The sequence below is a fragment of the Myroides guanonis genome (assembly GCF_900114085.1).
In the GTDB taxonomy this organism is placed as follows: domain Bacteria; phylum Bacteroidota; class Bacteroidia; order Flavobacteriales; family Flavobacteriaceae; genus Flavobacterium; species Flavobacterium guanonis.
Genome location: NZ_FORU01000018.1, coordinates 51184 through 66038, shown reverse-complemented (window position 1 = coordinate 66038; position 14855 = coordinate 51184). Strand labels below are relative to the sequence as shown.

Below are 14855 nucleotides of genomic sequence, written 5' to 3'. Positions count from 1 at the left end.
ATCGTGAAGCTATTGCTATTGAAGCTGCACTTTCATATCCCGCACGAGCGGTTATCGAAACATTAGAAAACCTAAAAGAAGAAATAGGAGTCCCTAAATTTATTAGATGTGATAATGGACCAGAGTTTACCTCTAAAACCTTTACACAATGGTGTGCTAAGAACTTTATTGAGATTAAATATACCCAACCTGGAAAGCCGATGCAAAATGGATACATAGAGCGATTTAATCGTTTTTTTAGAGAAGATATATTGGACGCATTTTATTTTAATGATATATACCAACTGCAAAGACTCTCTGATAAATGGAAAAGGGATTACAACTTTAACCATCCTCACAAATCCCTAGGAAATAAATCTCCTAAAGAATTTAAGCCAAGATTTGATGAAGAATTTAAATTCTTCATCAAATCTGACAAGAATATCAATTATTTGTCGAATTTAGAGGTGTCCTAAAAAAGGGAAGCCTACAGTCTCTAAAGTGTATAAATTCAAAAGAATAAAATTGTAGTTAATTTAAGTAGAAATGATCTCAAAACAATTCCTTTACTTCTTTACAAATTAACGAATAACCAAATTAACAAATCAGCCTCTTTACAAATAAACAAAAAGCCATTCTTTTAAAGAATGACTTTTTGTTTATTACTTATCTATGCCTCTAAAGCGTCAACTAAAGCCGCTTCTTCATTTTCGGCCCACTGATCTGTCTCTTGTTTTGAGTTTTTTAATGAATTGAATCTCTCTAATTTCTCTGAATCACCTTCTTCACCACTAAAATAAGGAAAAACATCCATTATAGGAGATTCTGATACAGCAGGTATTGTATAATCACCCATAGTATTTTTCATGACTCTAATTGTATTGTCAAAAGCTTCCTTTACGTCATTAGCTTGTACCAATAAAGATAAAGTTGTTTTTCTCTCTTTACCACTTTCTTCATCATATGCCAACAAAGAAACTTTAGATTTAAACCAACGATCCGCATTTTCAAATGGATGTATCTCTGCGTAATTTGCTATATTAATAGTAGTGATTTTGAATTCCTCACTAATAAAGGCAGACATCTCTTCGTTAATCCTTCTTTCAGCCTCAGTATAGGACAAAGCATCCACTAAATAAGGTTCAGTGACTACTTTTTGTTTTCCTGTGTCATCTAATTTTCTATATTTTACTTTGCATTCATACCAAGTTGCACTCATCTCTATATTTTTTTAAGACGCCAAAGATAGCTTTTAAAGAGAAGAAATAAAGTTGCTTCTATAAATAGATATCCACAATTTTAACCATGTTTGAATAAACGTTGAAATTTATAATATGTAAAACATAATATTTTACACTTGTAATCAAACTATACTGATGAAGACAAATTATTTACTTGTTAAAAACAATCTTATAAACACATATTAAAATATATTAGTTTCAAAAAACAAAACTCAACAACTGGAAACAACAATTTAAATATGTATTTTAATAATCCTCTACTCTTTTATTCTAATCTTTCTTGATGCAGAAATCAAAAAAACTTATTTATCCAAGCGCCTGTTTATGATACGATCAAAATAATCCTGTAGAAAAGCTTTACATCGCATTTCTATTTCTTCCATCTCTTTAGTTTTACGATTGATTAAATTTACTCTCAACCCCTTGTCTTTAATGTCGTAAAAACCCGTCACTTCTCTTCCGTTGAAACGGACGATGTAATTTCCTTCTTGATATGTATATTCATTAGAACCGTAATTGATTGTAAAGGGTGTTGCCACAGTATCATTTAATAAACTTCTACCCCAGCTTCTGAATGGCTTATCGTAGCCTATCAAATCCAATATCGTAGGATAGATATCGATTTGTTGTGCTAAACTCATATCCACCCCCTTTAAACGCTCATCTGGTGTATAGAACAGTATAGGAACAGCTGTTCGATTGGCTACTTCTCTATACATGGCATAGTCGATTTGGCTAGTGTGATCAGCGGTAATGATAAAAATGGTGTTTTTAAACCAAGGTTCTTTACTACTTTCCTCAAAAAATCTTTTTAAGGCATAATCTGTATATCCAATAGTCATATGAATCAATTGATTGCCTTCTGGAAACTTACCTTCATATCCTTCTGGTAAGGCAAATGGCTCATGAGAACTCACACTAAACATCGTTGCAAAAAAAGGGCCTTTCTTTTTATTTAAAGTTTCTTTCATAAATTGAAAAAATGGCTCATCCCAAATTCCCCAAGTACCGTCAAAATCATCATCATTATCATATTCCGACATCCCGTAATAATGGTCATATCCAAGAATATTTCCAAAACCTAAAAATCCCATAGATCCATTTACAGCTCCATGAAAAAAAGATGTATCATACCCTTTTGAATTCAAAGCAGAAACCAATGATTCTATTTTTTGATTTGGATAAGGAGAAGAAGTAAAAGCATCTTTAAATGAAGGAATGCCCGCAATAATAGAAGACACTCCATGAATCGATTTATAACCATTGGCAAATGCATTTGGAAAAATCAAACTGTGTTGTGCCAACGAATCCACAAACGGTGTGTAGCTTTTAAAATTAGGAATAGTTGTCCCTTCATTGAATGATCCGATATACTCACGAGAGAAACTTTCGATTATAAATAAAACGATATTAGGGCTAATTGGTTTATTAACATCATAGTGCTTTACACTACTCACATAAGAATCCACTTTTGCAGGATCCATATATTTGACCTCCTTATAACTCGTCTTTCCAAAGGTTCTCAACACTGAAAAAGGAGTGTTCAAAACTATATCTCCATGTTCAGGTCGCTTTGTATAACGATTCGCATCTACCGTATTAATTGGTCTATTCTTTTTGGTAACTCCCCCTCTAATTCCTACAATAACAGCAAAGAATGTGATGATAAAGATTATAATAGATGAGTATAAATACTGTTTTCGAGACTCTACTTTTTCGACTTGTTTTACTTTTACCTTTAAATAAAGAAAAATCCACAAACTGGTACACAGAACGAATAACACAAAAACCAACCAATATTTAATAGAGAAATTCATCAAAAGTTTTAATTTGTTCTCCTCGTGTTCTAAACTATCAAACACCGCAATACTAGTTCTCGACAATACAAAACGGTAATATATTAGGTCGATAAAATTTGTAGCATACGCAATCAAATTCGGTATAAAATAAACGAAAAAAAGAAGCGTTTGGTATTTTGGTTTCGTATTTACAAATACAGGTATAATCGATAAAAATATGAACAAAAGGCTCATATATAATATGGCTGCACTGTCAAAAGCCAATGCATAAAAAGAAAGTAATAAGAATTGTCCAGCAGAATCAACATTCAATAAATCTGCATTATAAAAATAGAAAAGTAATCGTGCTATAAAATAAAAGACAAAAGCAAGAGATAATCTATAGAGCAATACTATGATTTCGTTAATTCGAAATTTGTTAATCGCCATGGAGTTAGTTTCGGTTTAAAAAATTCACCCAAAATTAATCATTACTTAACATCAATCAACAAGTCTTTACAAATAGAGATACTTTTTATTCTTTTAAATCTATATTGTCATAAACACCTACAAATTGATTGCTTTTATATCAATAATCAATCTAAATAGCAATCTTTTACTTAAATATAATTTTTATAGACTGGTGATAATACCATAAACAACAAAGCCATTCTTGAAGGAATAGCTTAGTTGTAGTATTCTTAAAAAATCATTTTATCTCTATGTTTAGTCCTAAGACTAAAGAAATTTGCCTATTAATGTTTGTAGTTAAAAGAACTAGTAATATTCAAATAAGGCTGTCATATGACCATTATCATAAGTTGCTTTTATTGGAAATCCTTTAGAATTATATTCATAATTATACTCCACTATTTCTCCACTCTCCTCATTTTTCACCTTAACAATGTTATTTTTACTAGTATAAGTGATTTTTTGGAATGCCACTGGAAAGATATTACTCTTAGAAATATTTTTATCATCATACTCATAAGTGCTTGTAATTATCTTATCAAAAGGATTACTACTAAATTGTTGTTTACTTACATTTCCGTCTTTATACTGATACTCTATAACAAAGTCTAATATAAATTCCATGTCATTATTTGAATAATAATACTCATCTTTAATTAAATTCTTAGAAGAATCATAATAATATTTATTTTTACTAATGTAATCAGGTAATTTATAAGTCGCCTCAACAATCAAATCATTTTCATAAGTATATGTTTCTTCTATCTCATTTTTAGATGTACTCATCTGTTTATATTTTCTTCTAACAACTTTATTTCCTTCATAATACAAATACTCATTTGTTTCTGTAGTACTATTTGGATTAGTTCTTGTATTTTTTATAACCTCAACAAAACCATTTGCCCCATAAGAATACTCATAAATAGACTCATATTTTACTTGTTCACCATATTCATTTATATAATCAGCAATAATCTTTTCACTCTTTAATTTAGTCACTTCTCTTCCTTCTGTGTCATCATCATTTGAACAAGAAACTCCAAATGTAATTGTCAATAGCAATAATAATATTTTTTTCATTCTCATAACTTTTATTAAATGTTTATTTTAAAATCATAAATAAAAAACCTCATTAAGATAGCTTTTTAAAAATTTTTACAAAACTATGAATTCTTTTCTAAATCAAGTCATACTATGTTGAAATAAAAAAAGCCAGTCTCTAATAAAAGAAACTAACCCTATAATCTTTAGAAGTTATAGAAATACAATTGATAGAACTTCTTTTTTTTCCTACTCAAGAACTTATAAGAATAAGAAGTTTCTATAGATAAGTCTAGTAATTTAAAAAAATCTAGTAGAGAATACATCTCTAAAATTGCTATCTCTTTTTTGTTGTAAACACAAAGAAACACCCAGGAAATATAGATATTATTAATTTAAAATAGAAATTGCCATCTTTAATAAAATCTAAACTAGCCATAGAATTAAGATTTACATTGTTAAAATAGAAAATATATAAGAACATCATCGTCATTAATATAAATAGAGTTTCTCTCTAATGCTATAGACAGATAATAAACGTTTTATATTAAAAGATCCTTGAAAAAACATCTATGAATAACAAAAAAGCCGTTTGATTTTTCAAACGGCTTTTTTGTTATTCATTCAAAATAGAAAACAATTTCTACTCTTCTGCCTTGTTTTTTAATGCCATCAAAATACTGTAAGATCCTTCATGTACTATCTTTTTATCTCTAATTGATTCTTTGTTTAGAATCTCAATAAATCCTTTGTCCTCTACTCCTGTCTCTACAGCTGTCATTAAAAACTTATTGTCTCCTAATGCTTCAAACACATAATTTTTGTTCTCATACGACACTACGCTTTTAGTAGGCAAACTTTCTGAACTATAATTTTGTAAAGGAAGGATTGCATTTACATAGAGTCCTGCTATCATCTCTGGGTTATTCTCATTGAATCTAGCAATGATTTCAGATCCCCCATCTTCCCCTATCTTTGGTGTTTTACTAACTACAGTAGCTCCGGTTTTTTTATCAGAATTTTGATTGCTATAAACCAACAAGTTTTGACCTACTTTTACTCCTTGTAAATCATTTTCAAATACAGTAAGCTTTATTAACAGTCCTTCTGGATTAATCAATTCAAACAAAGCATCAGATGGTGTAACATATTGACCTCTGTTTACTTTCACCTCACTTATAACCCCACTGAAAGGAGCACGAATATCAACTGAACTGTTTATATTGTTTGATGTTAGTTGTGACGGATTAATTTGAACCATTTTTAATTTCTGCTCTAGAGCACTTCGAGTCGCTAAAAGCGTATTGTAAGTCGCCTCTACTTCTTGGAATGCCTTATCACTAGTTGCTTTATTTTGGTTGAGTTCTTTTTGACGATTATAATTTAATCCTACAGACTTTAATTGTGCTTGTGTTATCAAAAACTCTTTTTGAAGTTCAATGAGTTGTTGGTCCTCTACAATAGCAAGTATGTCTCCTTTTTTAAACAAACTTCCTGGCAGTACTTTAACCGATTTAATATGTCCGCCCAGTACACTCGAAATCGTTGTTAAATGTTCTGGAGAAACGAATATCTTTCCATTTAAATGAATAGTTTTCTCTATTTCTTTTGGTTCTAATGAAGTGGTGGTTAATCCAATTGTTTTTGTTTGTTCGTCGCTTAGAACAGCCACATTATTGTTTGAAGCCGATTCTGTTTCCACTTCATCTACTTCACTTTTTTGCTGATTACAAGAGCCACTTAATAGCACAATTGCCATTAATAAAAGACTTCCTAAAAATGTTTTCATAACTATGATTTTGTCGTTAGATATTGTAATTGAATAGCTGCTTTATTTAATAAATCTAAAGCTTCTATATAATCTGATTGTATTTGAACTGCTTGATTGGTCAGTTGCACCCATTGTAAATAATCGATATTTCCCAGCTCTAATTGCTGTTGAGCGGTTACTAGAATTAAGTCCGCTTTTTGCAACTGCTTATTCTCGTATTTATCAATTATTTCTTTGCGACGCAAATATTCTAAATGAACTTGTTGTAAATCTTTTTTGAATTGCTCTTCTTTCATCTTGTATTCATTCTCCGCTATAGCAACTTTTGTCTTAGCTGCTTTTGCTACCTTTCGCTGACCTTGATTGAATATGGGTAAGCTAATTCCTACTTGAACATAATCAAAGCGATTGTCATTGATTTCTTTCATACTCTGACTTTGATATCCCAAAGTAAACTCAGGGTTTAGCTTACTTCTTTCCCATTGTGCTTCACGCTCTCGAATAGCAATTTGCTGTTCTGACAGCCTTAAGTCTGGGTGTTCCTCTATATTGCTATTTGCGATTTCAGCATCTAGGTTAACTTTTAAAGAACTCGCTTTAGGCATAAATACAACTTCGGATTGAAGGCTTAATTGAAGTTCTAAAAGCTGAAAGTCCAACTCATTGTCCAACAAAAGTAGTTGATTGGCAATTTGATCTCTTTGAACCTCAATAGTTGCTTGTTCTAATATGGTCTCTTCACCCAATTCTAACTTTAAATCTGCTTTCTCTAAAAAATGAGCATACAGACTATCAATGAATTGCAATCTTGCTCTTTTTTCTTCTAAAATTAGAAGATGATAAAATGTTTCAGAAACTTGCTTTACTATTTGTGCCTCTGTTAACTCTTTTCCCAATAAAGAAGCTTTCCACTCTTCTGAAAGTACTTTTTTCTTTTTAGTATAAAACGTTGGGAAATTGAAGCGTTGTGTTATTCCAAAACTATTGTCTTGTGCACTACCTTGTATATTTCCAAAATCCCCAGAAACTTCCGTTTGAGCAAAATCTAAATAAGAAGCTTTTATTCCTTCTTGATATTCTACCCATAAAGCACTATTTTTTATCGATTTGTTTTGTTGCAATGCCATCACAGTAGCTTCTTCAAGACTAATCTTGTTTTGTGCTACAGTTGAATTTAACCCAACACTTAAAAACAAAATCAAGACAGTCGCTTTTTTGTATTTCTTCCATTTTGGAATTTGAATTTTCTCAAAAATTACATACAGGATAGGTAATACAAACAATGTTAAGAAAGTCGCTAACATTAAACCACCAATCACAACCGTCGCAAGTGGACGTTGAACCTCTGCTCCAGAACCAGTGCTAATCGCCATAGGTAAGAAACCTAAAGAAGCAACAAAAGCAGTCATTAAAACTGGACGCAAACGAACACGAGTTCCACGGACTACTATTCGCGTGATATTTGTTAAGCCACTTTTTTGTAATCGGTTGAACTCCGATATTAAGACAATCCCATTTAATACAGCAACACCGAATAAAGCGATAAATCCTACACCTGCACTTATGCTAAAAGGCATATCTCGAAGCGCTAAGAAATAGACCCCTCCAATAGCTGAAAGTGGGATAGCTGTGTAAATCAGTAAACTGTGTTTCACTGAACGAAATGCAAAATACAACAATAAGAAAATCAACGCCAAAGAAACCGGTACTGCTATACCTAGCCTAGCTTTTGCCTGATTTAAGTTTTCAAAAGCTCCGCCATAAGAAATCGTATAACCCGTAGGTAATTTTATCTTAGCATCCACTTCTCTCTGTAAGTCTTCTACAATACTTTGTACATCTCTACCTCGAACGTTGAAACCAACTACAATTCTTCGTTTAGTATCTTCTCTTTGTATTTGATTTGGACTGCTCTTCATTTCAATTGTAGCTAATTGATGTAAAGGAAGTTGCTTGCCATTAGATAATGGAATCAATAAATTTCGAATGCTTTGCACATCCTGCTTTTGATTTTCATCTAATCGAACCACCATATCAAATCTGCGCTCACCTTCATAGACCCATCCTGCGCTCTGTCCTGCAAAAGCCATATTTACGATACGGTTGACATCTACAATAGAAAGCTTGTGTTGCGAAAGTGCTGCTCTATTATAGTCAATGACTATTTGTGGCGCACCAATAACAGGTTCTATATAAAGATCTTGTGCACCATCTATAGTTTGTATAATAGTCCCAAGTTTTTCGGCATATTGTGTTAGATTGTCTAAATCTTCTCCATAAATTTTACAAACAATATCCTGACGTGCACCAGTCATTAACTCGTTAAAACGCATTTGTACTGGAAATTGAAAACCAGTAGTTAGACCTGGAATCACCTCCAAAGATTTGCTCATTTTTTCAGAAAGTTCTGGAAATGTCTTGGCTGATGTCCATTCTCCTTTAGGTTTCAATACTATAATCATATCTCCAGCATCCATTGGCATAGGTTCTGTGGGAATTTCAGCACTACCTATCTTTGTAACTACTTTCTCTACTTCTGGAAATTGTTCCATTAGAATTTTAGCTGCTTGGGTAGTTACTTCTTTTGTTTTATTGATGTTACTTCCTGGAAGAATACGCATTTCTACCGCAAAGTCTCCTTCTTCTAATGATGGAATAAACTCACCCCCCATTCTTGATAGTACAAAAACAGCTCCGATGAATAGCAACAAAACGGTGGTAAGTATTACCTTCTTAAATTTTAATGCTTTAATCAAACAAGTTTGATGTACTTTTTCTATCCGACTCATTACACGATCGGACATATTCGCTTTTGTCTTTTTATTCTTATTTAAAACCAAAGCGCTCATCATCGGAATATAGGTCAATGAAAGTATAAATGCACCTATTAGAGCAAAAGCAACCGTTTGTGCCATAGGTTTAAACATTTTGCCTTCTATACCTTCCAACGTAAGAATTGGTAAATAAACAATCAAGATAATTATTTGACCAAAAACCGCTGAATTAACCATTTTCGAGGCTGAATTGGAAACCTCAACGTCCATCTCGTGTTGACTTAGTCTGTTTTTAAAACCAAAGTGCTTTTTAAAACCGAGCTGATGCAGAACGGCCTCCACTATTATGACAGCTCCATCGACAATCAATCCAAAATCAAGTGCTCCGAGACTCATAAGGTTTCCACCCACTCCAAAGAGATTCATCATAATAACTGCAAACAACATCGCTAAAGGAATAACAGAAGCCACTAAGAATCCCGCTCTAAAGTTCCCTAAGAACAAAACGAGTATAAAAACCACTATTAAAGCACCCTCCATAAGGTTGGTTTTCACGGTACTGATGGTATTGCTTACCATTTTAGCACGGTCTAAAAAAGGCTCTATTACAACTCCTTCTGGAAGTGTTTTTTCAATAATAGCAAGACGCTCCTTGATGTTTTGAACTACCTCATTAGCATTCTCACCTTTCAACATCATGATTATCGCTCCAGACACTTCACCTTGATCATTATAAGTCATCGCACCATAACGAGTAGCATAACCCTCTTTTACTTCTGCCACATCTTTTATGCGTATGGGAGTGTCATTTACAGTAGATTTTATAGAAATATTTTCTATATCATCCTGACTACCAATAAGTCCTTCCGTACGAATAAATAGTACGGTTTCCTTTCTTTCGATATAGGAGCCTCCAGCATTTTGATTGTTTTGTTCTAACGCTTCAAAAACTTCATTAATATTTACATTTAATGCCTGTAAACGTTGAGGATTAATAGCTATTTCGTATTGCTTTAGCTTTCCACCAAAACTACTCACTTCTGCAACCCCTTTGGTTCCCAACAACTCTCTTCGAATGACCCAATCTTGAATGGTTCGGAGTTTGGTTTCATCGTATTGGTCTTCATAGCCTTCTTCGGCGCGAACCACATATTGGAAAATCTCACCAAGACCTGTTGAAATAGGTCCAAGTTCAGGCATACCAATGTCGGCAGGAATCTGTTCTTTTACTTGTAATAATCGTTCACTAACTTGTTGACGAGCCCAATAAACATCAGTTTCATCGTCAAAAACAATGGTAACTAATGACAATCCAAAACGAGAAAAGCTTCTAATTTCTTCAATACCACTAATATTGCTAGAAGCTTGTTCAATGGGAAAGGTTACTAGTCTTTCTATATCTGCAGCTCCATAAGAAGGTGCAACTGTGATTACTTGTACTTGATTATTAGTGATATCTGGTTGTGCATCTATGGGAAGTTTGGTTAACTCATAGATACCAAGAATTATGAGCCCTAAGGTAAATAGGGCAATGATGAGTTTATTCTTTACAGAAAACTCAATGATTTTATTTAACATGTTTCGTTATTTACTAATTGATTTTATAACATAGTATTACTGCCAAGAGATTTCTTGGAGTTTTAAATGTCTAGTGTTCAATTAGCTCAATCGAGGAGGTTGAAAAATATTTGATAGATATTGGTCCATCAGATTTTCTTCATGCTTAATGATAGGTTTTTTGAATTTAAAATCCCTTGTTTCAGGAATTAAGGTAAGAGGAATTGTAGGTGCAATAGAAACGATTGTTAGCACAGAGCTTAAATCCATAAAAGGAAGTTTTTGATCCGTTTCCCAATCTTCATCTTTCTCATGACCACCATAATGATGTACAACGTAATGAATCAATCCACCTTTGTCATATTCCATATAGTGTTCTATAAAAATAGGCAATTTCAACACTTCAGACAGAGGTGTTGTAGAAACCATTAAGATTATAGTACAAAATATGGCTATTTTTCGAATCATTGACGCCAAAATTAGACTATTTGAAACTGTCTCACAACTTATAGACTAGCTAACTTAAAAGAGTAACCTAAACTTAATATTTGACTTTGCCTACTTAGCTCCTTAGCCTCTTCGTGTATTCTCAAATTAACAGGGCCGAGTGTTAAGTTTTAGTCCGGTGGACTGAAATAACGATGGAGCCAGCAGGCGTGATGGCCATAAAGGTGAAAGGAAACTGAAATTAGGCGACGTTAATGAATAATCAGATTTCAGCTTCTTTACCTCCTTAGCTCCTTAGCCTCTTTGCTCATTTTCAAATCAACAAATTAGCCACTTTGCCTCCTTTGCTCCTTAGCTCCTTAGCCCCTTTGCTCATTTTCAAATTAACAGGGCCGAGTGTTAAGTTTTAGTCCGGTGGACTGAAATAACGATGGAGCCAGCAGGCGTGATGGCCATAAAAGTGAAAGGAAACTGAAATTAGCCTCCTATTATTTTAAATCCTTTAATAGAAATTGCTCTATAGAACTCGTTTTGAGTGAATCTACACCATACATTTCTGCATAGTCTCTCCAGTTGCTCACCAGTTTTATACATGAATTGATAAGTCCCTCAGGATTTCGAATTGAATTTTGTTCAGCTATGGTTAATAGATCTTCCCGTGTGAAATTTTTTCTCTTTCCATTGATACTCAAATTATGTTGACTTACCCATTCACTATCTGGACGGTATGCAAAACAAATGTCATAGGCAGGGGCTAATTTCCATTTTCCTGACCTATCCATTAAAAACGAGAAATTCTTGGTATGATCGTCACAATTCCGTGCAATTACATTGAAAATCATACGCTTAAACATTTGTTCCGCCTCCGCATAAGAAAGTCTTAATTGTCGCATAGTTTGAAAGACTTGCTCGTAACTATATGAAGTAATATTTGAAAAATCATAGTGCTGAATTGCACACAATGTCTGAGTATGTATTTTTTGATTTCCACCTCCTCGATCAAAGCGCTTCGTCATAAAATGAACTCTATTATTTTCTTCTATTAGCCTAGATTCCATCATTTCTATTCCGAAGTCAGTAGCCATTTTGTAGTAAGCCATTTCTACACGTCCATAACCTTTAGTCTCGCCAAACTGTACATCACTCACTTCATCAAATTTAATCAACCAATGCTCAAACCCATCATCAGCTAGTGTTTGACCTGATTTTATTTGTCCTGTTTGTTCATTATAAGCAATAATAGCTTTGGGACGAGCTCCACCTGCGGAAGTACCCATTTTTAGAACATCCATCATAACATCTTCCATGTTTTTTTTTGTTTCGAGAAAGACATTTTCTTTGTTTTGAAGTAAAGCCTTAGTTGTTTCGATTAGATCACTTAACTCTATAGTATAAGAAGAAGATTCTTTACCAATAACAGGTTCAAACTCCAAAGCTCCCATTCCTCTTTTACCAATAAAACACAGCAATTCTACAGGATTTAAACTATTATCTGGACGTCCTTGTCTAGCCAACCATGTATTTATTAAATCCCTACCATAACGATCTGGTAAAGCGTCAGCTAATAGCCCTGGCATTCCTTTGAATGTTTCACTCTCTCGATGCTCTGGAAAGCTATAAACTTTATTGTTAAAAGGCATTTTTATTGGAGCAACGGGAAACGCTTCTAAATCAAATTTAGGCTCATATTCAAATATCGCAAGTTCTCTATCAGAATCCCAAGCCACTGCACCTAATCGCTTACCAAAAACATTAATAAAAGCTGTTGTTACCATCCTAAATCGATATCATCATTACTTTCAGAAACTTGTTTTGAAACCCGTTTACGCTTTTGCTTTTCCTTTTTAGCTAATTGCAAAGGGCTTATTTCTTCGCTTGTCTCAAACTCTCGAAGCACGTATAAAGCATCTAATATTCGTAATATTTTTATCAAATTATTCAACGAAATATTATCTCCACGCTCAAGCATACTAACAGTAGAACGACTTATTGCGGCTCGCTTCGCTAATTCTTCTTGAGTTATATTTTGTTTAATTCTTGTCTGTTGTACGAACAAGCCTATAATACTTAATATTGCTTTATCTGAGATGAGATTAATGTCTGTTATATTAGTCATAATAGCTTAATTTTATACTTAATGAATGATATTTCATTCAATATAGTAATCTATCTTATTTAGACACTAATGTACAAAAAAAAACTCATAACAACTAAAATCCCCCTTAATGTTGTATATTTCATACATAAATTAAATACGAAGTAAACAGTGAGCAGAAGTAGAAAACGCAATCAGTAGCTCAACCCTGTAATTCTACTTCGCTTAGCGATCGACCCTACTCCAACTCCCTCACCTCTTCACGTATTTTCAAATTACCAAATCAACAAATTTACTCCTTTACCTACTTAGCTCCTTAGCCCCCTTTGCTCATTTTCAAATTAACAGGGCCGAGTGTTAAGTTTTAGTCCGGTGGACTGAAATAACGATGGAGCCAGCAGGCGTGATGGCCATAAAAGTGAAAGGAAACTGAAATTAGGCGACGTTAATGAATAATCAGATTTCAGCCCCTTTGCTACTTAGCCTCTTCGCGTATTTTCAAATTAGCCTCCTTTGCCCCCTTTGCCTCCTTTGCCTCTTCACGCATTTTCAAATTATCGAATAACCAAATCAACAAATTAGCCCCTTAGCTCCTTTACAAACAACCACATTAACGTATTTACAATCTCTTCATCTCTTCAATCATAAAACGATGCATTGGTTGTGATAATACTTTGTATTTTTGCTTACAAAGAACAACATCATGATTATTATAAATTCTCCATCTACAAACGCTTATTTCAATATTGCTTTAGAGGAATACCTATTATACAAATATCCCACAGAAACTATTTTCTTATTATATATCAACGCACCTTCTATCATAGTAGGTAAATTTCAAAACACATTAGCTGAAATAAACCTAGAATATGTAAAGGACAAAGAAATCAAAGTAGTTCGCCGTATGTCTGGTGGAGGAACTGTATATCACGATTTGGGAAACCTGAACTTTTCATTCCACACTTTATTAGGCAAACACGACTTTATGGATTTCTCAACATTTACGGAACCTGTATTAAATGTTCTGAATAAATTAAATATTCCTGCAAAATTAGAAGGTCGTAATGATTTGTTAGTGGATTGTAAAAAGTTCAGTGGTAATGCAAAATTAGCTAGAAATGGTAAGATGATTCAACATGGAACAATTTTATTCGATTCCAACATGGATATACTATCAGACGCTCTGAAAATAAACCCTTTAAAATACAAAGACAAAGCTGTAAAATCCAATCGTTCTAGAGTGATTAATTTAAAAGAATATATATCTGACAATACTACAGTCGAGGATTTGAAGCAAGCGTTAATCGATGAAATGATTTCTAAAAATGATCATGCTGCACTTTACCACTTAACTGAAGAAGACTTTTTAGAAGTTGAAAAATTAGTAGAAACGAAATACAGTACTTGGGATTGGAATTTTGGATTTTCACCAAAATACAACTTTCAGAATGCTATTAAAATACCTGCGGGATTTATAGAAATACACTTAAATGTTGTTCGTGGAGGTAGTATTGAAGAGGTTAAAATTTTCGGGGATTTCTTTGCTTCTAAACCTATCGAAGAATTGGAGCAAAAGCTAATCGGCTTAAATCATAATGAGCAAGAAATTCGAATTCTTCTAGAAACTTTAGACCTCACTTCTTATTTCGGAAAAGTAACCGTCGATGAAATTATTGAACTTTTCAAATAACTTAAAAAAAG

General features: G+C 33.1%; 10 protein-coding genes. 2 read left to right on the top strand and 8 right to left on the bottom strand.

Features of this window, described 5'->3' with window-relative positions; genetic code table 11:
* On the top strand, window positions 1–455 hold a 455-nt coding region (locus BM024_RS12865), incomplete at its 5' end, for an integrase core domain-containing protein (RefSeq protein ID WP_143077781.1).
* A 194-nt stretch (window positions 456–649) separates the two neighbouring features.
* On the opposite strand, the gene BM024_RS12860 is transcribed toward BM024_RS12865, so the two are convergent.
* From BM024_RS12860 to BM024_RS12825, 8 genes are all read right to left on the bottom strand, one after another.
* On the bottom strand, window positions 650–1198 hold the full coding sequence (locus BM024_RS12860; protein WP_090681169.1) for a DUF4494 domain-containing protein: 549 nt from the start codon (window positions 1196–1198) through the stop codon (window positions 650–652).
* Window positions 1199–1522: 324 nt separating this feature from the next.
* On the bottom strand, window positions 1523–3448 hold the full coding sequence (locus BM024_RS12855) for an LTA synthase family protein (RefSeq protein WP_090681167.1): 1926 nt from the start codon (window positions 3446–3448) through the stop codon (window positions 1523–1525).
* A 327-nt stretch (window positions 3449–3775) separates the two neighbouring features.
* The gene (locus BM024_RS12850) at window positions 3776–4549 is read right to left on the bottom strand and encodes a hypothetical protein (RefSeq protein WP_090681164.1); all 774 of its coding nucleotides are present in this window, start codon (window positions 4547–4549) and stop codon (window positions 3776–3778) included.
* A 604-nt stretch (window positions 4550–5153) separates the two neighbouring features.
* Window positions 5154–6299: an efflux RND transporter periplasmic adaptor subunit gene (locus tag BM024_RS12845; RefSeq protein ID WP_090681161.1), complete on the bottom strand. Its 1146-nt coding sequence runs from the start codon at window positions 6297–6299 to the stop codon at window positions 5154–5156.
* A gap of 2 nt (window positions 6300–6301) precedes the next feature.
* On the bottom strand, window positions 6302–10633 hold the full coding sequence (locus tag BM024_RS12840; protein ID WP_090681158.1) for a CusA/CzcA family heavy metal efflux RND transporter: 4332 nt from the start codon (window positions 10631–10633) through the stop codon (window positions 6302–6304).
* Between the two features lie 81 nt (window positions 10634–10714).
* Window positions 10715–11080 (bottom strand): hypothetical protein, encoded by a 366-nt coding sequence (locus BM024_RS12835; protein ID WP_143077780.1) that lies wholly within the window; start codon window positions 11078–11080, stop codon window positions 10715–10717.
* A 467-nt stretch (window positions 11081–11547) separates the two neighbouring features.
* A complete protein-coding gene (locus BM024_RS12830) occupies window positions 11548–12834 on the bottom strand; it encodes a type II toxin-antitoxin system HipA family toxin (protein WP_090681153.1) in 1287 nt (428 codons plus the stop codon).
* The gene (locus BM024_RS12825) at window positions 12828–13175 is read right to left on the bottom strand and encodes a helix-turn-helix domain-containing protein (RefSeq protein WP_090681151.1); all 348 of its coding nucleotides are present in this window, start codon (window positions 13173–13175) and stop codon (window positions 12828–12830) included. Before BM024_RS12825 ends, BM024_RS12830 begins: the two co-directional genes overlap by 7 nt.
* A gap of 682 nt (window positions 13176–13857) precedes the next feature.
* Between BM024_RS12825 and BM024_RS12820 the strand changes: the two genes are divergently transcribed.
* The gene (locus BM024_RS12820) at window positions 13858–14844 is read left to right on the top strand and encodes a lipoate--protein ligase (protein WP_090681148.1); all 987 of its coding nucleotides are present in this window, start codon (window positions 13858–13860) and stop codon (window positions 14842–14844) included.
* The last annotated feature ends 11 nt before the right edge of the window (window positions 14845–14855 follow it).

Bases quoted from the DNA above. Each gene is read 5' to 3' on its own strand.
- BM024_RS12860 (WP_090681169.1), bottom strand. From the start codon at position 1,198: ATGAGTGCAACTTGGTATGAATGCAAAGTAAAATATAGAAAATTAGAT.
- BM024_RS12855 (WP_090681167.1), bottom strand. From the start codon at position 3,448: ATGGCGATTAACAAATTTCGAATTAACGAAATCATAGTATTGCTCTAT.
- BM024_RS12850 (WP_090681164.1), bottom strand. From the start codon at position 4,549: ATGAAAAAAATATTATTATTGCTATTGACAATTACATTTGGAGTTTCT.
- BM024_RS12845 (WP_090681161.1), bottom strand. From the start codon at position 6,299: ATGAAAACATTTTTAGGAAGTCTTTTATTAATGGCAATTGTGCTATTA.
- BM024_RS12840 (WP_090681158.1), bottom strand. From the start codon at position 10,633: ATGTTAAATAAAATCATTGAGTTTTCTGTAAAGAATAAACTCATCATT.
- BM024_RS12835 (WP_143077780.1), bottom strand. From the start codon at position 11,080: ATGATTCGAAAAATAGCCATATTTTGTACTATAATCTTAATGGTTTCT.
- BM024_RS12830 (WP_090681153.1), bottom strand. From the start codon at position 12,834: ATGGTAACAACAGCTTTTATTAATGTTTTTGGTAAGCGATTAGGTGCA.
- BM024_RS12825 (WP_090681151.1), bottom strand. From the start codon at position 13,175: ATGACTAATATAACAGACATTAATCTCATCTCAGATAAAGCAATATTA.
- BM024_RS12820 (WP_090681148.1), top strand. From the start codon at position 13,858: ATGATTATTATAAATTCTCCATCTACAAACGCTTATTTCAATATTGCT.